Genomic DNA, 21,336 nt, shown 5'->3' with positions numbered 1-21,336 from the left:
GTCAGGTTCCGACGGCGGAGATTGCGGCAAGCGGACGCGGGCGTCTGGCGCGATAGCGGATGGAGCAGCTTCCGTCGAAGTCGTGCTCGACCTCGACCTCGATCCCGAACACCGCGCGGATGCGCTCGACCGTCAGTACCTCCCGCGGGGGCCCGAGCGCCACCAGCCGGCCGGCCTGCATCACCGCAATCCGATCGCAGAACATAGCGGCGTGGTTGAGGTCGTGGAGCGCTGCGACCACCGTCAGGTCCTGGCGGCGAACGAGGTCGAGCAGGCTGATCTGATGGCCGATGTCGAGATGGTTGGTCGGCTCGTCGAGGAGCAGGATCTTCGATTGCTGCGCCAGCGCCCGAGCAATGTGCAGCCTTTGCCGCTCGCCGCCGGAGAGCGTGTGCCACAGGCGATCGGCAAGATGCGCCATATCCACGTTTTCGAGCGCCGCCTCGACGATCGCATCGTCCTCCGGCGACCAGGGCGAAAGCGGCCCGAGATAGGGTGTGCGGCCGAGCTCTACCGCCTGGCGCGCGGTGATCCTCTCGCCGGTCTCGGCCTGCTGCTCGACCAGAGCGAGCCTTTGCGCGACCGTGCGGCGGCCGAGCGTCCCGATCGGAGAACCGTCCAGAAGCACCTCCCCCTTCTTCGGCTTGCGGATGCCCGATATGAGCGACATCAGGCTCGTCTTGCCGGAACCGTTCGGGCCGATGATGCCGAGGAACTCTCCCGTCTCGACCGTGAGGGAGACCTCCTTCAGGATGTCCACCCCGCCGGCCGACCATGAAACCCCGCGCGCCGAAAGCGTCATGCGCGGTCCCTCCTTTGTCCGAGTATCAACGCGAAGGCCGGAGCGCCGACGAGCGCCGTGATCACGCCGATCGGCAGGATCTGGCCGGGAATGAGAACGCGCGACAGTATGTCCGCGAGGATCATGAACACGGCGCCGATGAGCGCCGCTGCCGGCAGCAGGACACCGTGGCGGACGCCGACGAGCATGCGGGCCGCATGGGGGATGACGAGGCCGACGAAACCGATCGACCCGACGATGGATACCATCACCGCAGTCATCATCGCCGAGACGCCGACAAGCGCGAAATAGGTTCGCCTGACCGAGATGCCGAGCGAGGCAGCCGATTCCGACCCGAAGGTAAACGCGTCGAGGGGACGGGCATGCCAGAGACAGACGACGAGACCGAGAAGCGTCGCCGGCACGGCGAGCCAGGCATCCGGCCAGCGCACGCCCGAAAGATTGCCGAGCAGCCAGAACATGATGCCACGCGCCTGCTCGGCCGTGGCCGCCTTGGTGACGATGAAGGAGGTCAGTGCGTTGAAGAGCTGTGACCCCGCCACACCCGCCAGGATGATCGCCGCGGTGCCGCGGCCGGCCTTCACCGCCAGCAGGCTCACCAGGATGAAAGCGACCAGCGCGCCGATGAAGGCGCCGAGCGGCAGCGTCAGCATCCCGGCACCCACACCGAGGATGGCGACGCTGACCGCGCCTGTCGAGGCGCCGGCGGAGATGCCGAGAATATAGGGATCGGCGAGCGGATTGCGCAGCAGCGATTGCAGCACGGCTCCGGAGAGCGCGAGCGCCGCCCCGCAGGAAGCGGCCACGACCGCCCGGCTCAGTCGGTAGCTCCAGATGATGCCCTCGTCGATCGGGGCCAGCGGATAGCCGGCGTTCCACAGCCGATTCGCGACCGTCTGCGCAACCGTCCTGAACGGGATCGCCGTTTCGCCGATCGCAGCGCCCATCCAGAGTGCCGCGAACAGGATCACGAGCGCGGCGATAGCCGCGCCGACGCGTCCCGTCCCCGTTCGCCCGGCCAGGGTAAGCACGCGGCTCACTTGCCCAACCCACCCTTGGAAGCCGGCCCAGCCTTGGGCGCAAGTCCGGCCTCGGCGATGGCATCCGCCAGCGCTTCGATTCCTTCGATCGTGCGGATCGTCGGGTTCATCGCCTGCGCATCCATGTCGAACACATAGCCTTTGGCGACTGCCGGCATGAGGCTCGCCACGGGATCGGTCTTCAGGAATTCGAGTTTGGCGTCGAGGCTGTCCAGCGGGTAGCGTCGACGCTCCATGGAGCCGGCAACGATCATGGTCGGCTCGGCCTTGGCGATGGTTTCCCAGCCGACCGTCGGCCATTCGTCTTCTGTGTCGATGATGTTTTCGATGCCGAGCGCCGCCATTATGTAGCCGGGTGCGCCGTTCCTGCCGGCGACATAGGGGTCGGCATCGGCAGCGCTGGAGAACCAGAAGACCGCCGAGAGTTTGCCCCCGGCCGAGGCGACCTTGGCGCGCGCCGCCTCTTCTCGGCTTTTCAGCTCGGCTACGACCTTCTCGCCCTTGTCCTGAACATCGTAAATCTGCGCCAGCTCGCGAATTTCCCGATAGACGAGATCCATGGTGAAGACCTGCCGGCGCACGCCGTCGCTCGCCGCCGAATTCTCCTTGCCGGTGCAATCCGAAGGCGATGTGTAGACCGGAATGCCGAGCTCCTCGAACTGCTCCGGCCGCGCGACCACGCCTTCCGGGCCGACCTGCCATTGAAATTGCACCGCCACCATGTCCGGTTTCTTGGCAAGCACGCTTTCGAAGCTCGGATCGTTGTCTGCCAGGCGCTCGACCTTGGCGTTGACCTCCTCGTAACCTTCAAGGACGGGGCCGACCCAGAGGGCGGTGCCGGCGACCTTGTCCGCAAGGCCGAGCAGATAGAGGATTTCGGTGCTGCTCTGGCCGATCGAGACGGTGCGCGTCGGCGTCTTGTCGAAGGTGATCTGCCGACCGCAGTTTTCGAGTGTCAGCGGATAGGTCGTCTCGGCAGCGAAGGCGGGACGGTCAAGAGCCGCTACGCCTGCGGAAAAGGTGATGAGACCCGCAATGAGCGGTCGTTTCCAAAAGCTGTTCATGAATAGTCCCCGAATGTGAGGCCGCTATACGGCCGTGATCGTCAGCCTGCCGATCGGGTTCGATCGGACGAGTGACGGCTCGACCTCGGGGAAACTGATGAAAGCGTGCGCCGCAAGGCGCGAAAGATGATCATGGCTTGCTCCTGTTCCGGGCATCCCCGCCCGTGACGTTGGATCTGATTTGACGGCAGGTCTCCTGGCTCGCGGACAGAAATCGCTCATCTGCCTTCCCGCGCAACGCGCGCAGTGGCTGGCGCCTGGGCGCCACGATGAACGACGATTCGCTTACAGTTGCGGGGGCAGCCACGGTTTTGGTCCCTCTTGGGTCGTCCGCACCGTGTTCCCTATTAATCCCCTCCACCTCACGGGTAGGGGAACCGTCCGGCTCAGTTAATTTAGAATGCAGCCGCTGGTCAAGGTGAAACGCGAAGCCGCGCTGCATGCGGGTTCAATATGTTATGTTATTACACTCGTCAACAGAAAGATATGTAATAACATTTCATGGCGCCCCGGACTGTTCCGATCAGCCTTCAACCAGTGCCCGCCAGATCGGCATCGGCCATTATCGCTTTAGCCCATCACATGGCCACAGGACGATTGGTTCCCGGCTTTGCACCGGGAGTTCGCGGCAGCCGCCGGCGTCGCAAAGCGTCCAGCCGGAGACGGTCGCTCCGGAGGCGGCCAGGACCAGCTCAGGACGTGATGAACTCTGCTGCGCCTGTCGAAGCCGCGGAAAGGGCGATGGACGCACTTGCGATCGCCGCGATGGCGGCGCGTTTCAATGTTTACAGTAGCAAGAGATCGGCTAACTCTAAATGATTGATTTTGTGGAAGCGCAATCGACAACTTCGCCGATGCGGGCGGATCTTGCCCGGTGCCCCGCAGCAATCGGCGACAATCCGCCTTCCGCTGGCTCCGGACAAATTCCCGCGCAAGCGCCGCGCGTCCGGCGACGCGCGGCGCTTGGCGTTTAGGTACGATTTCAGCGGCGGCAGCTGTCGGCCGCGCGTCCCCGTGCAGCGGCGGCGATATTCGACCGAGCCGCTCCTCTCGTCAGGCCGTGTTTGCGTTGGAATGTCAGGCTCCAACCGTCTCCCTTGGCCTGCCAGCCTCCGGCGGCCGATTCCGAGCGGCCAACCGTGACGTCCCGCGTTGCGGAGCGCGCCTTCAATCTAGATGCAATTTCTGCAGGGTCGATCAGGATAACCAGCATGAAGCCGATCGGCGCGAGCACGTATGGGGGAATGCCTGTCGGTACGCTCGCGAAAACGGCGATCGACACGGCCACGATAATGCAGATCAGGTTCGTCAACGGGTGGGTGAGCGTCCTGAAACAGGTTTCAGAGACAGTGTTGTTCCGTCCGTAGTTCGACAATGCCATGGGAGAGATCCATCGTTGAGTTGTTCCCCTGCCGAGATCACGATGACTTTAGGCCCCGTCGACCCAAAATCATGGAACGTGATCGTGCAAGGAGCCAGAGCAGAAATGCCGCACAATGTTCCGCTCCAGGCTCCCGCGGCGCGAATGCTGCAATATGTACCCTGAGACTCAGCTGGCAACGGGCCTAGGACCTTTGCCCTTAGGGGGTCGGACCAAGGTCCTATAGATGGGAGCGGATGGCACTCTAGCTTCCTGGCTTCCCACCTATACAAGGACCTAGATCTTTTCAGCGACACTTCAGGCGGGGCCTCGCCGCTTTGCGGGGTCCCGCTTGCGTCCTCAACCGAGGGCGGGCGGGAATCGTTTCGCAGACATGCGAGTGCCCGCGCAGGGGATGACGCGGGCACTGCAACAGGTTGGGGTCCTGAATGTCGCTGGGGGACAGAAGCGACACCTGTTAATTCTTCAGACGAAAATTTGTTCCGCAGCCGCGGGCGCGAAAGAAGCGACGCCGTGCTCCGCGCAGTTTATCCGGCAGCCGCTACGGCGAAACGGTGCCGGTAGTCGCCCGGCGACAGCCCGACGATGCGATGGAACAGCTTGCGGAAAGCCGCAGCATCCTCATAGCCGACGGTCCAGGCGATCTGTTCGACCGAGCGTTTGGTGAACTCCAGGAGCTCACGCGCCTTGCCGACGCGCAGATGCTGCGCATATTCGATCGGCTTCATACCGGTCGCCGCCTTGAAACGGCGCAGGAACGTGCGCTCCTCCATCGCCACCACTTTGGCCATCTCCGCGACGCTGACGGCGCGGGCCTCGCGCGCCTGCAGCCAATGCTGCACCTTGAGGATCGCCTCGTCACCGTGATTGAGACGCGGCGAAAAGCTGGAATAGTGCCGCTGCTCGCGTCCGGCCGGATCGATGAGCAGGAAACGCCCGGTCTCGACCGTCACCGTCGGACCGAACAGGCGGTCCACGAGGCGCATGCGAGGTCCGTCCACGCCATGAGGCCGCCGGCGGTGATGAGGTCCCCGTCCTCGATGACGATCTTGTCCGGATCGAGCCGGACGTCGGGGAAACGATCGCGGAAGGCATTGGCGAACAGCCAGTGCGTCGTCGCCGGGCGACCCTTGAGCAGGCCCGTCGCCGCAAGCACGAAAGTCCCGCCGCAAGTCGATGCCAGCGTCGCCCGCTGGGCATGCCGGTCGAGCAGCCAGCGCGCATAGGGCGCTGCCTCCTCTGCTTCCATCGGTCCCGTCAGCCGGCCTGGGACAAGCAGGATCTCCGGCGCCTGCCGGGACCCGAGTTCGGGATGGGTGTCGAAACAGCGTGCAAGACAGCCGTCGTCCTGAAGCCGCCAGTGACTGACTCGCGCCACCGTTCCGCCGCGCTCGGCGGAGAATTGACCGGCTATGCCGATGAGATCCGTCATGCCGTGGACCATCGCCATCTGGCAACCCGGATAAAGCATGAGGCCGATCTCGGCTCTCGCTGGCAGTGCTCGTCCATTCGCCATGTCGCCCCTCTTTGTCGGTTTCGGCCCGCCTAATGTCCGATCCGCCAATCCCGATCATTTCGCAATCGGCCTAAATCTTCAAGCACGGGGCGCGGCAAGTACGGCACCCCACCCGGCAGTCTTCCAACCCGCTGAAAGGATGAAGAAAATGGCTACGATCACCACCAGGGACGGCACCCGCATCTTCTACAAGGACTGGGGCTCGCGCAATGCTCAACCCATCCTCTTCTCCCATGGCTGGCCGCTCACGGCCGACGTATGGGATGCGCAGATGGTCTTCTTTGCAAACAAGGGCTACCGCGTCATCGCCCACGACCGCCGCAGCCACGGCCGTTCGGACCAGGTCTGGGACAACAACACCATGGACCAGTACGCCGACGACCTTGCCGAACTGATCGAGGCGCTGGACTTGCGCAACGTGATCCTTGTCGGGCATTCGACAGGCGGTGGCGAGATCACCCGCTACATCGGCCGGCACGGCACCGGGCGCGTGGCAAAGGTGGCGCTGATCGGCGCGGTGCCGCCGCTCATGCTGAAAACCGAGGCCAACCCCGGCGGCCTGCCGATCGACGTCTTCGATGGCATTCGCAAGGGCACCTACGACGACCGCTCGCAATTCTTCAGGGATCTGACGATCCCCTTTTACGGGTACAATCGCGAGGGTGCCTCCATCTCGGAGGGAATCCGCGAGAGCTTCTGGCTGCAGGGCATGATGGGCGGCCTCAAGGGCCAGCTCGACAGCATCCGCGCCTTCTCGGAAAGCGATTTCAATGCCGACCTGGCGAAGTTCGACAAGCCGACCCTGGTCCTCCACGGCGACGACGACCAGATCGTGCCGATCGGCGCCTCGGCGCTTTCGAGCGTCAAAATCGTCAAGCATGCCGTGCTGAAGGTCTACGAGGGTGCCGACCATGGCCTGACGCAGACCTATCAGGACCGCTTCAACGCCGACCTGCTCGAATTCATCGAAGCTTGACTTCAACGCCGGCGAGGCGCGGCGGCGGTGCCGTCGCCCTCCCCCAGCTTCGTCCCCCTGCCTCCAGGAGATGCGCTATGATCCCCGGAATTTCCATCGAGACCCTTCTTGCCCTGCATGTCGCCGTCAGTCTGATCGGGATCGGAACCGGCCTCGTCGCCCTGCCGGCGCTCGCCGCCGGCCGCTGGCTCGGCCATTGGCACGCAGTTTTCCTCGTCACCACCGCGGCCACCAGCATCACCGGCTTCCTCTTTCCCTTCAGCGGGATCACGCCCGCACTGGTGGTCGGAGCGATTTCCGTCCTCACCCTCGTCATCGCCTTTGCCGCGCTTTATGCCTTGACGCTCCGCGGCTGGGCCCGGCCGGCCTATGTGGTGAGCGCGACATTCGCGCTCTATCTCAACCTCTTCGTTCTTGTCGTGCAGAGCTTCCTCAAGGTTCCGGTGCTGCAGCCGCTGGCGCCGACGCAAACCGAGGCGCCCTTCGTCGCTGCGCAAGCCCTGTTGCTGACGGCAGGCATCGTGCTCGGCGCAACTGCGGTCATCGGGTCGCGACGGGCGGCATTGCCGCTGCCCGTGCGCCCGAGGTCCAGGAAAAGTGCGTAGCGGTTTTCCGTCGGCAGGCGTAGTTTCAGTTGGAGCGTTCGGTGTTTCAAGGAAACGCTGAACGCTCCAGGCCGGGGATGACCCAACAAGCGCCGTATCGATACGGCGCGCTTCGTGCTGTCGGTCAATGCTCGTTGGCCGGCGCTCCGTGAGCGGTGACGATCGCCTGGGCTTCCTTGCCGTAGAGTTCCTCGAAATGATCGAAACTCTTGGAAAAATAGCCGATGCCCTGGGTGGCGGATCTGAGCGAGCGCGCCAGGTCGTCGAGCGCGCTGCCGGGCAGAAGGGCGCGGAAGATGTCCCAGCCTTTCGCCGCTTCGTCCCGATCGAAGCCCAACACCTGGCCCTTCAACGAGGCAACGATCGGCACGAGACTGCCCGAATAGACCGACGGGACATGGATTTCGACGCGAAAGACCGGCTGCATCAGTACGGAGGCGGCCTGCGACAGCGCCTGCCGGACGCCAAGCTTGCCGGCCGTGCGGAACGCATATTCCGAGCTGTCGACCGAATGGTGCTGGCCGTCGGTGAGCAGCACGCCGACATCGATGACCTTGAAGCCGAGGGGTCCCTTCTCCATCGCCTCGCGCGCGCCCGCCTCGACCGCAGGGATGTAATTGCGCGGCACGGCACCGCCCTTGACCGTCTCGGCAAAGGAAAATCCGTCGCCTCGCCCGTTCGGATGGACGCTGAGCTTCACATCCGCGAATTGCCCGGCCCCGCCGGTCTGCTTGCGATGGCGGTAATGAACGTCCGAGGACTTCGAAACGGTCTCCCGGTAGATCGGGCTCGGGGGCCGGTCGCTCACCTCGACATGGAAGACGTCCGACAACGTCCTGCAGACTTCGCGCAGATGCACCGGGCCTTGGGCGCAAACGAGCTGCGCCCCTGTCCCCTCCTCCTGCATCACCTTCAGGCCGCGATCTGTCTCGGCGAGTTTCGCAAGGGTCTCGGAGAGCTTGGTCTCGTCGCGTTCGCTCGCCGGCACCAGTATCCGCTCGAGCATGGGGTTCGGGGGGGTCGTCCAGTCGGGCGGAGCGAGGGCCGCACCGGCCGTCAACAGCGAGGGGACCGGCAGGTGGTCGGATTTGACCGCTCCGAAGAGCTGGCCCGCCTCGGTCACGCCCGAACCGATGGGCCGGCCGCTTGCGGGATCCTGCAGAGCGCCGAGACTTCCGCCGCCGAGCGTCGCCCCCTGCTTCACTCCGTTCTGGAGAGCGCGGGCAAGAACCGTCTTGCCGACACTCTGGCGATAATGGGCATGGAAACTGACTGCGAGGAGCGTCGCCTCGTCGACGCCGGCACCCGCGGCAAGGCGTTCTCTCAGCGCCTCAGCGCGCGGCGCCTCGTGGCGGAGCGCCTTCATCAGCCGCATCAGGCCGTTGCCGTGGCCGGCGGAGCCGAGGAGCACCGGAATGATCTTGTTTTCGTTCAGAACCCGTGTCGAGATCGAATAGATCGCGTCGCTGGCCGGCTCGCGGTCCTCGATGAGCTCTTCCAGCAGCCAATCGTCGAATTCCGAAAGGTGCTCGAGAAGCTCCGCGCGTGCCTCGTGTTCGCGCTCCACCGCGCTTTCGGGGATCTCGAAGAGAGAGGACGGCTGTCCCTCGCGATAGCGCCAGGCCCGCTCCGAAATCAGATCGCAGCTGCCGATGATCCTGTCGCCGTCGCGGATGGGAATCTGCCGCAGGATGAGCGGGCGGCTGCAGAAATCCTGCAGGGCGGCGACGATGTCCCTTATGCGCCCTCGCGGCTCGTCCATGCGGTTGATGAAGAGGATGCAAGGCGTGCCGGACGCCTCGATCATGCGCAAGTAAGGGGCGGCGAGAACCGCCTCGTCCAGTATCGGCGAAACACAGAGAACACATGCGTCGCTCGCGAGCAGCGCATGCTGCGCATGCGCCAGGGCCTCGTTATTGCCGGGAACGTCGAGCGCGCACCAGGCCTCGCCGCCGAATTCGAATTCGGTGAGGCCCAGTCCATATGGCGTAACTGATTTTTTCGGCTCGCCTCCCAGCGAGCCCACCCTCTCCACGAGCGTGGATTTTCCGATCTGCGAAGGACCGAGTACAGTAAAGCAGCGCATCGGCGTTCCTCCCTCTGCCAGGATGACACTGCAGACAGGATGCCCTTCGACGAGCCAAAGCGCCAGAGATTGGTGCTTTTTCTTGCAAAAATTGCGCGTTAGCAGGAATTGACGCGGTCTATGCGGGCGCGCTCGGCGCGAACTCCGCGATGAGCTCGTGGCGATCTCCGGGATAGGTGAGCAGCACGCTGGTGACCGGTACGCCGCCGCTCCAGGTCCGTCGCTCGATGACGAGACAGGCCGCGCCGACCGCCACTTCGAGCGCCTGGGCCGTCGGGCGGCTCGCCGCTACGGCCCTGATGCGATGCTCCGCGGTGCTCCAGGGCACCTTACCGAGCAGCCACGAGCCCGGGGCAGCGGTCTCGAAGGTCTCGGTCTCGGCTTCCGGCACCGCCGAAAGATTGATCAACCGCTCCTCGAGGCAGAAAACCCGGCCGCCGGCAAAATGGCGGCAGGTGATATCGAGAAGCCGGGACGAGAGAGGCAGATCGATGCGCCCCTCATCGCCGGCACGCATCTTGCGCACCGCTCGCTCGCCGAGACTGTAGGCGTAGTCGAGCCCGAGGGACTGCACCTCCCGCTTGACGTCGTGAATCTCCATCACCGCGGATTGGACCTGCGGAAAGCTGACATAGCTTCCGGACTTGCGCCGCCGTTCGATCAGTCCCCGCTTCACGAGTTCGCTCAGGGCCTTGTTCACGGTCATGCGCGAACAGCCGTATTGCTCCGTGAGTTCGTGCTCGAAAGGAATGCGGTACCCCGGCGGCCAGTCGCCGGAAAGAATGTGGCCCTCGACCTCGCTCAGAATTTTCTGATGCAGCGACAGAGGCTGTTCCTGACGTTTTTCTTCGGTGTAGGCACGATTGCTGGAAATGGCGGGACCCTCGCTCGTAAACGACCCCGTACCTTACCCATTTCGCGCCAAGACGACAGCCCTCCCGCATGTTTCCCGACGCATCGTCGCTTCAAGAGAAGGACTTGCGGCAGAGGCGTTTCAATAGAAGAGGTGCCACGGCGCCAGGAAGGCTCGAGCCCACTCCCGATCCACTTCGCCGTCACACGGCGCGTTGTCCCGGTCGGGACGGTCGTTCGCCGGCTCCTTGCTGGCCGCGGGTTTGCGGGCCACGCCGGTGCGCCGAGGTGGAACGAGGTAGCCGAGGGTCATTCCGCCGAGATAGAACATGCCTTATCCTTCTCTTATCCGACCTGCCGCGCTCGATCCTGTCACAATCCGGTCCGCTGTCAATAGTCTACTAAAATTATGATCTATAGCGGCCCCGTGTGGGTTGCACCGTCAGGAGGAGATTTGCGCGACCGCTCGGTTGCGCGACGCTTCGCCAACGCAAATGTCGGCGGGATCGGTCCGGCTGGGCTGCCGGCGAGTTGTCCGCGGACAACCAATGAACTGCCGGATGACAAAACTGCAGCGCTCCGGCAGCACAACCGAGCTTTTTGTTAAGCGTTTGTAAAATGGCAACGAATCGGCGCATAGTATAACTGCGCAGATCAGCTCCCATCGGGGAATTTTGCGCAGTTTTTGGAGAATAGGAATGTTGCAACAGAGAATCCAGAGTCTTGAGGAGCAGGAGCATTTGCCGTCGCTCTTGTCTGCCGACGCTCAGGAACTCGCACACCAGTTGCAGGAGCATCAGAAGAAGATCTTTTCTCCGTCGGCGCAAAAGACGATGCGGCTCTTCAGTCCGGCAGAGGCAGCGGCCTTCATCGGAATCGGCGAAGGCTATCTGCGCCAGATCGCCTCAGAAGGCCACGGCCCGCAGCCGCTGTCAAACGGCCGCCGCATGTATGCGATGGAGGACATCGACCGTATCCGCCGGGTTCTCGACGAAGGCAGCAAGACCGGCAAATATATTCCGCATCGCCGACCAGGCGAGAAGCTGCAAGTCATCTCCGTCATGAATTTCAAAGGCGGTTCAGGCAAGACGACGACATCCGCTCACCTCGCGCAGTATCTCGCCTTGCGCGGCTATCGGGTCCTGGCGATCGATCTCGATCCGCAGGCCTCCCTCTCCGCCCTCTTCGGCCATCAGCCGGAACTCGACGTCGGCGAAGGGGAGACGCTCTACGGCGCCATACGCTACGAGGCCCCCCGGCCGGTCGCGGAGGTGGTTCGGTCGACCTATACCGCCAATCTTCACCTCATTCCGGGCAATCTCGAACTCATGGAATTCGAGCACGAGACCCCGAAGGCGATGATCGCGGGCTCCACCGAGACCATGTTCTTCGCGCGGATCGGCGAGGTGCTTTCCGAGATCGAGAGCTTCTACGACATCGTCGTCATCGACTGCCCGCCGCAGCTCGGCTTCCTGACCATGTCAGCGCTTTGCGCGGCGACCTCCGTGCTCATCACCGTGCACCCGCAGATGCTCGACGTCATGTCGATGTCCCAGTTCCTGTCGATGACGAGCGAGCTCATGGCCGTTGTCGAGAATGCCGGCGGGCGCACCAGCTATGACTGGATGCGCTATCTGGTCACGCGTTTCGAGCCGAACGACGGACCGCAGAGTCAGATGACCGGCTTCATGCGCGCGATCTTCGGTAACCGCATGCTGCAGAACGCGATGGTGAAATCGACCGCGATTTCCGACGCCGGCGTGACCAAGCAGACGCTCTATGAGGTGGAGCGCTCGCAATTCATACGCGGTACCTACGATCGGGCGATGGATTCGCTCTCGCTCGTCAATGCAGAGATCGAAGAGATGATCCGCAGGGTCTGGGGGAGGAAGTAATCGATGGCCCGCAAGAACCTGATCGGCATTTCCGACAGCCCTCTCGCCTCCGGAGACGGGGAGCGTCCGGCCGTCGGTCGTCCGATCGCGGGTATTGCACCCGCGCAGCGCTCCAACGGCCTCGTCGGCGGCATCACCAGATCCCTTTCGAACATCACCCAGAAGGTCGAACGAGCGGAGGAATTGGAGCGCCAGCTTGCCGAGGGGCACGCGATCGTCGAACTGGACCCGGAGCTGATCGATTCCTCTTTCATCATCGATAGGCTGGGTGTCGCCCCGGAGGTTCAGGCCATGCTGGTTCAGCAGATCCGGGACCACGGACAACAGGTTCCGATCCTCGTGCGGCCGCATCCGGCGGAGAGCGGCCGATATCAGGTCGCCTACGGCCACAGGCGGCTTGCGGCCTTGCGCGAGATCGGCACCAAGGTCAAGGCGGTCATCCGGCACCTGAACGACGAGCAGCTCGTCATTTCCCAGGGGCAGGAAAACAACGCCCGCACCGACCTCTCCTTCATAGAGCGAGCCTTATTCGCATCGCGTCTTGAAGATCGCGGCTTCTCGCGGGACACGATCATGTCGGCCCTCGGGGTCGACAAGGCAGCGCTCTCCAAGATGATCGCCGTCGTCCGCCGATTGCCGCTGGAGATCATCGAAGCCATCGGTGCCGCGCCGGGTTTCGGCAGGAGGCGATGGATCGAACTCGCCGATCTCATCGACCGTGATGACTGGCGTCCGAAGGCATTGGATTTCATCGATGCGCCCGAGTTCAAGGCGCTGGAGAGCGATCAGCGTTTCGAAAAGCTGTTTGCCTTGCTGAGCCTCGCCAGGAAGCCCTCAAAGGCGGAAACCTGGATTGCTCCGGACAAGAGCCGCGCCGTGCGAATTCGTGAAACGGATGCGGATACGACGCTGGCCTTCAGCAAGAAGGCGGCTCCGGGCTTTGCAGAATTCGTGAGGAAGAGGCTTGAAGCGCTCTACCTCGAATATCAACGGGAAACAGGAGACTAAACAGAGCAAAAGAAAAAGGCTTCCGAACGACTAGCGCTGCGGAAACCCTTCTCTCGTGTAGCAACTAGAGAATCCCATTTCCGCGAATCAGTGTCAAGCATTTTTGACGTCGTTTCGGCGAACGAATTTCTTTTGCCTTGGAAAAGGTGAAGAAAATGGAACGTGGAAGTGTGACGACGCCCTTTGGGCGGCGGGCGATGACGCTTGGCATGCTCGCAAGTCAGATCGCCGCCGGCAACGTCCCACCGGACCGGTCGGTGGACAAGTGGAAATTGTTTCGTTCTCTCTGTGAAGCGAAGACGGTGATCGGCGTGTCCGATCGTTCGCTTGCGGTGTTGAACGCCCTTTTAAGCTTCTATCCAGGAGCCGAGCTCTCGGGTGAAAATGGCCTCGTCGTTTTCCCCTCCAATGCGCAGCTCTCGCTCCGAACCCACGGAATGGCGGGCACCACGCTCCGCCGGCATCTTGCATGCCTCGTGGAATCGGGTCTGATCCTGCGGCGCGACAGCCCGAATGGTAAGCGTTACGCTCGAAGGAGCCGCAATGGTGCGGTAGGCGAAGCTTTCGGATTCGACCTCTCCCCACTCGTAGCCCGGGCCGATGAGTTCAAAATCGCCGCTGCCGAACTTGCCGCAGCCAAACAGTATCACCGTCAGATGCGTGAAAGGCTGAGCCTCTGCCGGCGCGACATCGCCAAGCTGCTCGAGCTCCTTCGTGAATCAGGCGTGCCAGCCGGCTGGGAGCAGCAGCAGCGGCGATATGAAGAATTGTCCGCGCCTCTCTCGCGCAAGGCATCGGTCAGCGACGTCGAGGCCCGGCACGACGCTATGGCGGAAATTCGCGCCGATCTGTCCAATCAATTGGAAAAACTACTTAATTCGGAAAAAATGGAGGCCAATGATCGCCATAATGGGCAGCACATACAGAATTCACATCCAGACTCTCAATTTGAATCTGAACCTGGCTTGGGAAAAAGGTCGGGGAAATTTTCGGCAAGCGCCCGAAGCTGCAACGTGGATCCTGTAACGCCGAAGGCGAAGCTCTCGGAGGTCTCGACCGATGTCGATGCGCAGACCCCTGTCAGACCGGCGCCTCCATCTCTGCCGATCTCCCGCCTCGCCCGGGAAATTCCCCTGCCCGTCCTCCTATCCGCTTGCCCGCAGATCACCGATTACGGACCACAGGGCCGGATAACGACCTGGAAGGAACTGCTGACCGCTGCAATCGTCGTCAGGACCATGCTGAACGTGAGCACGGATGCCTATGACGATGCATGCACGGTTCTCGGCCAGGAAAATGCTGCGAGCGTCATCGCCTGCATCCTGGAGAGAGCCGATTGCATAAGTTCGCCCGGCGGCTATCTTCGGGTTCTTACCGCGAGAGCGCGGCGGCAGTCTTTCTCGGTTGCTCCGATGGTCGCTGCACTGAGGCGCGCGCGAGGGCCAAGCATGCCGCTTGCCGGTTGACGCCTCTCGCTCAGCGGACCCCATAGGACAGGGATCTCAAGCGCACTGCAGGATTTGTCTGTCGTAAGGTTGGGTCTGGCTTGCGACGCGGACCACTCGCGGTTGCCTTGACGCTCCAGATAGGGGAAACTCGCCTCAGTTGGGGATTCGCATTCGTTTTTGATTTACCGCCTTGGTGTCTGTTTTTTAACAATTTTGCTTCTATCGTAAGGTATTGGCGAACAAAGCGATAAATCGGCAATGCGGAAGCTAAATCGCCAATAGGTTCCGTCACGCGGACGGCCTTATTTCGAGGGTTGGTGACCGCAGCGACGGCGGCCAACCACCTCCCCTATTCTCCAGTCGAGTGAACGTCGTGCGGGCGCCAACCAACTCGGAAGCATGGCAACCGGCCATATGCAGGTGTCGATCCCTGCTGCCGTTTCCCCAGTTGACAGCTGTCAACAATGCGAACTTTGCCGTCACTCGCGCCAGTGTTCCGCGACCCATGGGCTCGGGAGAATATAGTGCCGGAGGTAGCGGAACGGGCTCCTTTCTCTTCTGTCTGGAGAGAAGAGCCCGCGAATATGATCGATCGGCGTCGCCACCCGCCCCTTGTAGCCGAACTGCCCGTCTATCGCATGTTGCGGCAGCAGACCGCGCGGAAAAATAACCACGCGTGCATCCGCCGGCAGCTGTGGCGGCAGGAAGTAGTTCAAGGGGAATGGCCGCCGACAATCCTGGCGGAAATGCAGAACGAAACGCCGCGGGAAGAATTTCGCCCCTCCTGGCGCGTTGCGCGTCACGAAGCGTTGCTCGAATTCATATTCGTCCGCCACCTGTTGCGGGTCGGCGCGGAACTTCTCCTGCAATGGGACCAGCTTTCCGACAGGGAAGCGGAACAGCGACGTCTGCCCGAGACGCTCAAGCGGCGTCGTCTGATTGCGGGTCATCACGATATCGTTGGGACCGCCGATCTCGAAAAACGCGTCGAGCGATCCGACGACCACCAGATCGAGGTCGAGAAAGAGTACCGGTCCCTTGAGGCTGCCGAGTTCCGGGCCCCACAGGCGCGCCTTGGGCCAGATTCCCTTGGTATTCACCGGCATCTCGACATCGAGCGGCGGAAGGTCCTCGCAGAGTATTTCCGACCGAAGGCCTTCCCTATTGTCGGTAAAACAGGTGAAGGTGAAAGGCGGCGTGATGTTGCGGGCGACCATCGCGAAGAGGCGGTTCACGAAAGGCGCCCCGTATTTCGTTCCCCAATTTATACAGATTACCTGCTTGACGCCGCCGGATGCGGCGAGAACATCGGATACCATAGACGCTTGCCTTTTCCTTGTGTCTAACGGCGCATCCGCACAGCTGATGCTTTGCCGAGGGGCGACTTGCTCCGGTCCGGAACCCTCCCGCTGTGCAGACAGCCGTTACCTCCTGGAGTTCCGGGGAGGCGTCGGGAGACCCGAGATCAAGAGCGCTCCGCCATGCCGGCCCGGACTTGACAGCTGTCAACTCCATCAAGTTGGTTGGTCTTAGGCCGGTCTTAAGATCAACGCCGCCGGCGCGCAAGCGTCCTCGTGGACGGCGTGCGGGGAACAGATGTGAGCGGAGCACAATAGGGGTGGAAAACCTTCGAATAGCTGTGCCGGAACGAAGGCGCGTGTTACCTTCCGTTTCACCGCCAACGCTTTGCTTTCAAAATGAGATATGAGATCCCTGATCCGCTCGATCCGGCGCTGCTGCCGGTCCTGATTGCCGCCGAAGACGGGCTCGCCCGGCTCGACGAGCGGGCAGGGCGTCATGCCGTCGCCGAGGGCTTTCGGGAGCGCGGTCAGTTTTTCGACGCGGCGGCGGCCCTTTGGGTCGCCGGTGAACTGGTCCATGTCGAGGACCTGGTTCTACACGATTCGCATATGGACGCGCGCGCTCCGTCGCACGAGCTGACCATCGCGCACGCGGTTCTGAGGGCGCGGCGACGATTGGATTTGGCCGATGCCGACTGGGCCTTGTCGCCGCCCGGGCTGAGCGCGTTGCGCGGCGAGGCGGGTCCGGCCGTCAGGCATGACTCTCCCGACACTTCGGCTTTCCGGGACGATCCGGACGAAACGGATGCGCCCGACATGGCGGACGGTCCGATGGACAGCTCCCTTTCCGATGCATTCGCCGAGATCGATGCGGCGATCGCCCGGTCCGCGCGGCTGCTGGACATTCATGCTGGAAGCGCGGTCATGGCAGAACAGCCCGCAATCGAAACGCAGTCGCCGAGAGTAGAGCCGACGGGTCAACTCGGCCTGCTCTTCGATGACGACTGGGATGAGGCCGCCCGGCTCGACGCGTGGCGCGCCGTGCTGCCGGTTGCCGACCAACTGCCCGCCGCGCTTGGGGCTGCCGTTCTTTTCGATGCATGGGAGCGCATCGAGCCGTTGCGTCGGCAACACTGGCTCGGCTCGCTTCTGGTCGGCGCCTATCTTCGATTTCGCGGCAAGGTCGGTTCGCACGTGCTTGCCTATAATACGGGCTTGAAGACGATCCGCCACGAGCGTCGACGCTCAAAGGACCGGCTGACGCGTCTCACCGGTTTTCTGGAGGCGATGTCCGCGGCGGCCGAACTCGGCATGAAGGAACTCGACCGTCTGTCGCTCGCCAGAACGCAGATGGAATTGCGGATCAAAGACCGCCGATCGAACAGCAATCTCCCGGGCCTGATCGATCTCGTTCTGTCGCGACCGATCGTCTCCGCACCTCTGATCGCGCGCCATCTCGGGGTCACGCCGCGCGGCGCCCTCAATCTTGTGCGCGAACTCGGGGTGCGCGAAATGACGGGCAGGGGGCGCTATCGCGGCTGGGGCGTGCTCTGAAAGAGCGAGGGGAAACGGCCGCTTCAGCTCCGCCGCAGGTTGAGCTCGCTCGTCACCACCCGTTTTCCTGTCGCCGGATCCACGTCGACAGTACTGAGGCGCATTCCGTTCTCGCCGCGTTTCTGCACGATGAGCGTCGCCTTGCGATCGCCGTTGACTTCCCTTGCCCAGGTGACGCTGAGATTGATGGCGTTGCCGCGGCGGCTCCCGGACAAGGCGGACCGCCCGCCTCTCGGGCCGACATAGATGCCGGTATAGCGGGCGCCGTCGGATCGCAGATCCGCGCTGATCGAGCGTGACACCACGAGCAGACCGCGGCAGGTTCCTCTCATGGCGAGGGCGGTACCGGTCGCATCCGAGCTGAAATTGCACGAGACATTGATCGGTCCTCGGTCGATGCGAAGCAGCACCGTGCCGCCGCCGGTCCATCGGCCCTCCAGCGAATTGAGAAAGGCGGCCTCGTCGGCCGGGGCAGCGCTCGTCTCCAAGGGAAGTATCCCCCCGACGAGCACGAGCCCCGCAAGCACGAACCGGGATATCTTCCGCCGCATCATCGTCATAAGCCTCCCGTTCTGGAGCGGAGTGAGGAAAGGCACGCGGTCTTCCGCAGACGCTCGTTGAGCGACCGGTCCGAATGAAACGGCGGATGGCTGCGAAGGTTCCGGCGGGCCGTTATCGCAACAGTATCACCGATCGGTCGCGGCGGGCAGACGCCGGATGACTCCAGGAACGCTCGCCGGAGGTCAGGCAAATTTTCTGGCGCCGGCGACGCAGGCGACGATGGCGACCGTCGCGGCAAGCATGCCCCAGCTGACGGTTTCGCCGAGCAATGTCGAAGCCAGCGCAAGACCGAAGAAGGGCTGCAGCAATTGTAACTGGCCGACCGCCACGATCCCTCCCAGCGCCAGACCGCGATACCAGAAGATGAAGCCGATGAGCATGCTGAAGACGGAGACGTATCCGAAGCCGAGCCAGGAAGCGGCGCTCAGGCCCGCAAGAGTCGACGGCATGGTGGCGAGCATCAGGGCCGTCATGATCGGAAGGGAGAGGACGAGGGCCCAGGAAATGACCTGCCAGCCGCCGAGCCTGCGCGACAGCTTCGCACCCTCCGCGTAACCGAGCCCGCACGCGACGATGGCAGCGAGCATCAGGAGATCCCCGATCGGGGAGGCGGAAAAGCCCTGCCGTGCCGCGAAGCCGACGACGATCGCGCTGCCGAGGCCGGAGAACACCCAGAAGGTGGGGCGTGGACGCTCGCCGCCGCGAAGCACGCCGAAAATCGCCGTCGCAAGCGGCAGAAGGCCGATGAAGACGATGGAATGGGCGGAGGTCACGTGACGCAGCGCAAGCGCCGTCAGAAGCGGGAAACCGACGACGACGCCGAGCGAGATCACGGCCAGCGATGCGAGGTCTCCGCGGGCAGGCCGTCTTTCTCGGAACGCGAAGAGCAGGCAGAAGGCGAGAATTCCAGCGATCGTCGCCCGTGCCACGGTCAGGAAGATGGGGTCGAAGTCCATCACTGCGACGCGGGTCGCCGGCAACGAGCCGCTGAAGATCACGACGCCGATCAAACCGCTCATCCAGCCGTTCGCTGCCTTATTCATACCTATGCTCCTTTTTCTCCGGTATCGGGCTGGATCGCTGGCCGTTCCAGAGACAGTAGGGTACAGTTGAGAAGAACTGTCATGGAGAAAGGCCCAGTACGGATGCAGCTGAAAGCGACGAGTGCCGCTGGCGAAAGCCTGATCGCCAGGGTGATGGGCACGGTGAAGCACCGGATAGCGGCGCGGAGTTTGACGCCCGGCGCGAGGCTCCCATCCATCCGTTCCTTCGCTTTGACGATGAAAGTCTCCAAGTCCACGGTGGTCGAGGCCTATGAGCGCCTTCAGGCCGAAGGTGTGATCCGCTCGCGGCCGGGCTCGGGCTTCTTCGTAGCGGCGCCGCTCGCGCCGCTCACGCTTGCCGAGATCGGCCCGCGCCTGGACCGGGCCGTCGATCCCCTGTGGATCTCGCGCCAGGCCCTTGAGCCGGGGGAGGGGGTACTCAGGCCCGGCTGCGGCTGGCTGCCGCCGCACTGGATGCCGGAGGAAGGACTACGGCGGGCGTTGCGGGGCATCGCCCGCGGCGGCGCCGCCACGCTCGTCGACTATGGTTCGCCACTCGGATTGCTGCCGCTGCGTCAGCTTCTGGCACGGCGCGTGGCGCAGCACGGCATAGAGGCGTCGCCCGATCAGATATTGCTCACCGAATCCGGCACGCAGGCGATCGATCTGCTTTGCCGTTTCCTGCTGAAGCCGGGGGATGCAGTGCTCGTCGACGATCCGTGTTATTTCAATTTCCACGCACTCCTCAGGGCGCATCAGGCAAAAATCGTCGGTGTTCCCTATACGCCCGGCGGGCCGGACATCGGCCGCTTCGCCGAAGCGCTCGCAGAACACAAACCGCGGCTCTACATCACCAATTCCGCCATTCACAACCCGACCGGCGCAATGCTGTCGCCGCTCGTCGGCCATCGTCTGCTCAAGCTTGCGGAGCAGGCCGGGCTGACGATCATCGAGGACGATATCTTCGCCGATTTCGAAGAGACGCCGGCGCCGCGCCTTGCGGCTTTCGACGGGCTCGAAAGGGTGGTGCACATAGGCAGCTTCTCGAAAACGCTTTCGGCGGCGGTGCGCTGCGGGTTCATCGTGGCGCCTCGCGGATGGGTGGAGGCGTTGACCGACCTCAAGATCGCCACGTGCTTCGGCGCCGCCGGCTTCTCCTCCGAACTGGTGCTGACGCTCCTGAAAGACGGCAGCTATCGCAAGCACATGGAGACGGTGCGTCAGCGCCTGGCAGGGGCGATGGCCGAGACTGCCCGAAGACTCGCCCGGATCGGCATCACGCCCTGGATCGAGCCGCAGGCGGGCATGTTCCTCTGGTGCCGGCTGCCCGATGGCATCGATGCCGCCAAGCTCGCGAGGCAAGCGCTCGCCAGAGGCATCGTGCTCGCACCGGGCAATGTCTTCAGTCATACGCAGACGGCCAGCGGCTTTTTGCGCTTCAATGTCGCCCAGTCGGAAGACGAGCGGCTTTTTCGCGAGCTTGCAGCACTCCTGACCGCTGCGTAGATCACGATCATTCCAGGCTGCGTCTCGATCTCGTCGCGGATGCGCGTACGTGCCCGATGCAAAAGGGTCCGCTGGTTCTCGGGAGTAAGGTCCAGGAGGCGGCAGGTTTCCGCAGCGTCTGCCCCTTCGACGTCGCGCATCACCAGGACCGCCTTCTGGGCTGGCGGCAAGCGATCGATCATCTGCCGCACATGCTCCCAGAGGTGGCGCCCGGCGACGATCCGCTCCGGCGTGAGACCATCGAAGGAGACCGGCGCCTCGCTCCAATGGCCGCTTTCGTCGAATCGGCTGCGCAGCGTCTGCTCCGGATCCCGCCCCGGGTCTTCCCCCTGTCCCAATGCGGCATAGCGGCTCTCGCGCTTCGCGTGGTTCTTCGCCTTGTTCAGGAGGATGGAAATGATCCAGGTGGAAAGGGCCGATCTGCCTTCGAAGGACCCCAGGTTGGCGATGACGGCGAGCCAGGTTTCCTGGGCCACTTCCTCCGCGACGGCCCGGTTCCTGACGATGCTGTCCGCCAGCCTGACCAAAGCACCGTGGTGCCGTGCAATCAGCTCACTCATCGCCTTCTGGTCTCCCCTGCGGAGGAGGCTCAGAAATTGCTCGTCTATGCTGAACTTGACGGCGAACGCCGCCGCCGATAACCAGAATGTAAGCCCCATCACAACCGCCCCTTGCCCCGTGCCTCCTTGAATGACACG

The 21,336-nt window shown here is 63.2% G+C and carries 18 protein-coding genes, 2 pseudogenes and 1 riboswitch; of the genes and pseudogenes, 7 read left to right on the top strand and 13 right to left on the bottom strand.

Annotation, left to right across the window (positions count from 1 at the left end):
- Position 1: 1 nt before the first annotated feature.
- The 6 genes and pseudogenes from ACTJKL_RS07030 to ACTJKL_RS07005 form a co-directional block, all read right to left on the bottom strand.
- Positions 2-802 carry an ABC transporter ATP-binding protein gene (locus ACTJKL_RS07030; protein ID WP_324764401.1) on the bottom strand — a complete coding sequence of 267 codons (801 nt, stop codon included), beginning with the start codon at positions 800-802 and terminating at the stop codon, positions 2-4.
- Complete coding sequence (locus ACTJKL_RS07025) at positions 799-1,842, bottom strand: FecCD family ABC transporter permease (RefSeq protein ID WP_440852531.1); 1,044 nt, start codon at positions 1,840-1,842, stop codon at positions 799-801. The genes ACTJKL_RS07030 and ACTJKL_RS07025 overlap by 4 nt, the downstream gene beginning before the upstream one ends.
- A complete protein-coding gene (locus tag ACTJKL_RS07020; protein WP_411933131.1) occupies positions 1,839-2,906 on the bottom strand; it encodes an ABC transporter substrate-binding protein in 1,068 nt (355 codons plus the stop codon). The genes ACTJKL_RS07025 and ACTJKL_RS07020 overlap by 4 nt, the downstream gene beginning before the upstream one ends.
- A 169-nt stretch (positions 2,907-3,075) precedes the next feature.
- Positions 3,076-3,304, bottom strand: a riboswitch (cobalamin riboswitch).
- Positions 3,305-3,468: 164 nt separating this feature from the next.
- Positions 3,469-3,603 (bottom strand): annotated as a pseudogene (locus ACTJKL_RS07015) (DUF1850 domain-containing protein); the annotation flags it as partial.
- A 285-nt stretch (positions 3,604-3,888) separates the two neighbouring features.
- The gene (locus ACTJKL_RS07010; protein ID WP_157813658.1) at positions 3,889-4,287 is read right to left on the bottom strand and encodes a hypothetical protein; all 399 of its coding nucleotides are present in this window, start codon (positions 4,285-4,287) and stop codon (positions 3,889-3,891) included.
- 527 nt (positions 4,288-4,814) lie between these two features.
- A pseudogene (locus ACTJKL_RS07005) lies at positions 4,815-5,803 on the bottom strand (GlxA family transcriptional regulator).
- A gap of 148 nt (positions 5,804-5,951) precedes the next feature.
- On the opposite strand from ACTJKL_RS07005, the gene ACTJKL_RS07000 reads away from it, so the two are divergent.
- Entirely contained in the window at positions 5,952-6,779 is an 828-nt protein-coding gene (locus tag ACTJKL_RS07000) for an alpha/beta fold hydrolase (RefSeq protein ID WP_440852530.1), read from the top strand.
- 77 nt (positions 6,780-6,856) lie between these two features.
- Entirely contained in the window at positions 6,857-7,384 is a 528-nt protein-coding gene (locus tag ACTJKL_RS06995) for a hypothetical protein (RefSeq protein ID WP_440852529.1), read from the top strand.
- A 124-nt stretch (positions 7,385-7,508) separates the two neighbouring features.
- Here ACTJKL_RS06995 and ACTJKL_RS06990 read toward each other — a convergent pair whose 3' ends face one another.
- The 3 genes from ACTJKL_RS06990 to ACTJKL_RS06980 form a co-directional block, all read right to left on the bottom strand.
- Positions 7,509-9,470 (bottom strand): elongation factor G, encoded by a 1,962-nt coding sequence (locus ACTJKL_RS06990; RefSeq protein WP_440852528.1) that lies wholly within the window; start codon positions 9,468-9,470, stop codon positions 7,509-7,511.
- A 118-nt stretch (positions 9,471-9,588) separates the two neighbouring features.
- Positions 9,589-10,296: a histidine utilization transcriptional repressor HutC gene (gene hutC, locus ACTJKL_RS06985; RefSeq protein WP_440852605.1), complete on the bottom strand. Its 708-nt coding sequence runs from the start codon at positions 10,294-10,296 to the stop codon at positions 9,589-9,591.
- A gap of 168 nt (positions 10,297-10,464) precedes the next feature.
- Positions 10,465-10,653 (bottom strand): hypothetical protein, encoded by a 189-nt coding sequence (locus ACTJKL_RS06980; protein ID WP_440852527.1) that lies wholly within the window; start codon positions 10,651-10,653, stop codon positions 10,465-10,467.
- A gap of 370 nt (positions 10,654-11,023) precedes the next feature.
- On the opposite strand from ACTJKL_RS06980, the gene repA reads away from it, so the two are divergent.
- From repA to repC, 3 genes are all read left to right on the top strand, one after another.
- Positions 11,024-12,217, top strand: coding sequence for a plasmid partitioning protein RepA (gene repA, locus ACTJKL_RS06975; RefSeq protein WP_375341903.1), 1,194 nt, complete (start codon positions 11,024-11,026; stop codon positions 12,215-12,217).
- A gap of 3 nt (positions 12,218-12,220) precedes the next feature.
- Entirely contained in the window at positions 12,221-13,225 is a 1,005-nt protein-coding gene (gene repB / locus ACTJKL_RS06970; protein ID WP_440852526.1) for a plasmid partitioning protein RepB, read from the top strand.
- 155 nt (positions 13,226-13,380) lie between these two features.
- The gene (gene repC, locus ACTJKL_RS06965) at positions 13,381-14,691 is read left to right on the top strand and encodes a plasmid replication protein RepC (protein WP_440852525.1); all 1,311 of its coding nucleotides are present in this window, start codon (positions 13,381-13,383) and stop codon (positions 14,689-14,691) included.
- Between the two features lie 461 nt (positions 14,692-15,152).
- On the opposite strand, the gene ACTJKL_RS06960 is transcribed toward repC, so the two are convergent.
- On the bottom strand, positions 15,153-15,992 hold the full coding sequence (locus ACTJKL_RS06960) for a glycosyl transferase (protein ID WP_440852524.1): 840 nt from the start codon (positions 15,990-15,992) through the stop codon (positions 15,153-15,155).
- Between the two features lie 378 nt (positions 15,993-16,370).
- Between ACTJKL_RS06960 and ACTJKL_RS06955 the strand changes: the two genes are divergently transcribed.
- Positions 16,371-17,528 carry an RHE_PE00001 family protein gene (locus ACTJKL_RS06955; RefSeq protein ID WP_440852523.1) on the top strand — a complete coding sequence of 386 codons (1,158 nt, stop codon included), beginning with the start codon at positions 16,371-16,373 and terminating at the stop codon, positions 17,526-17,528.
- A gap of 23 nt (positions 17,529-17,551) precedes the next feature.
- Here ACTJKL_RS06955 and ACTJKL_RS06950 read toward each other — a convergent pair whose 3' ends face one another.
- Positions 17,552-18,082, bottom strand: a complete 531-nt coding sequence (locus ACTJKL_RS06950; RefSeq protein ID WP_100671597.1) for a hypothetical protein — start codon at positions 18,080-18,082, stop codon at positions 17,552-17,554.
- Between the two features lie 189 nt (positions 18,083-18,271).
- Positions 18,272-19,132, bottom strand: coding sequence for a DMT family transporter (locus tag ACTJKL_RS06945; protein ID WP_440852522.1), 861 nt, complete (start codon positions 19,130-19,132; stop codon positions 18,272-18,274).
- An 81-nt stretch (positions 19,133-19,213) separates the two neighbouring features.
- Between ACTJKL_RS06945 and ACTJKL_RS06940 the strand changes: the two genes are divergently transcribed.
- The gene (locus tag ACTJKL_RS06940; protein WP_440852521.1) at positions 19,214-20,638 is read left to right on the top strand and encodes an aminotransferase-like domain-containing protein; all 1,425 of its coding nucleotides are present in this window, start codon (positions 19,214-19,216) and stop codon (positions 20,636-20,638) included.
- Here ACTJKL_RS06940 and ACTJKL_RS06935 read toward each other — a convergent pair.
- The gene (locus ACTJKL_RS06935; protein WP_440852520.1) at positions 20,539-21,198 is read right to left on the bottom strand and encodes an RNA polymerase sigma factor; all 660 of its coding nucleotides are present in this window, start codon (positions 21,196-21,198) and stop codon (positions 20,539-20,541) included. The genes ACTJKL_RS06940 and ACTJKL_RS06935 overlap by 100 nt on opposite strands.
- Positions 21,199-21,336 lie beyond the last annotated feature (138 nt).

Source organism: Sinorhizobium sp. 22678, assembly GCF_052044265.1.
Lineage (GTDB): Bacteria > Pseudomonadota > Alphaproteobacteria > Rhizobiales > Rhizobiaceae > Sinorhizobium > Sinorhizobium meliloti_A.
The sequence above is the reverse complement of the archived record's forward strand: the minus strand, read 5'-3'. Positions and strand labels throughout refer to the sequence as shown.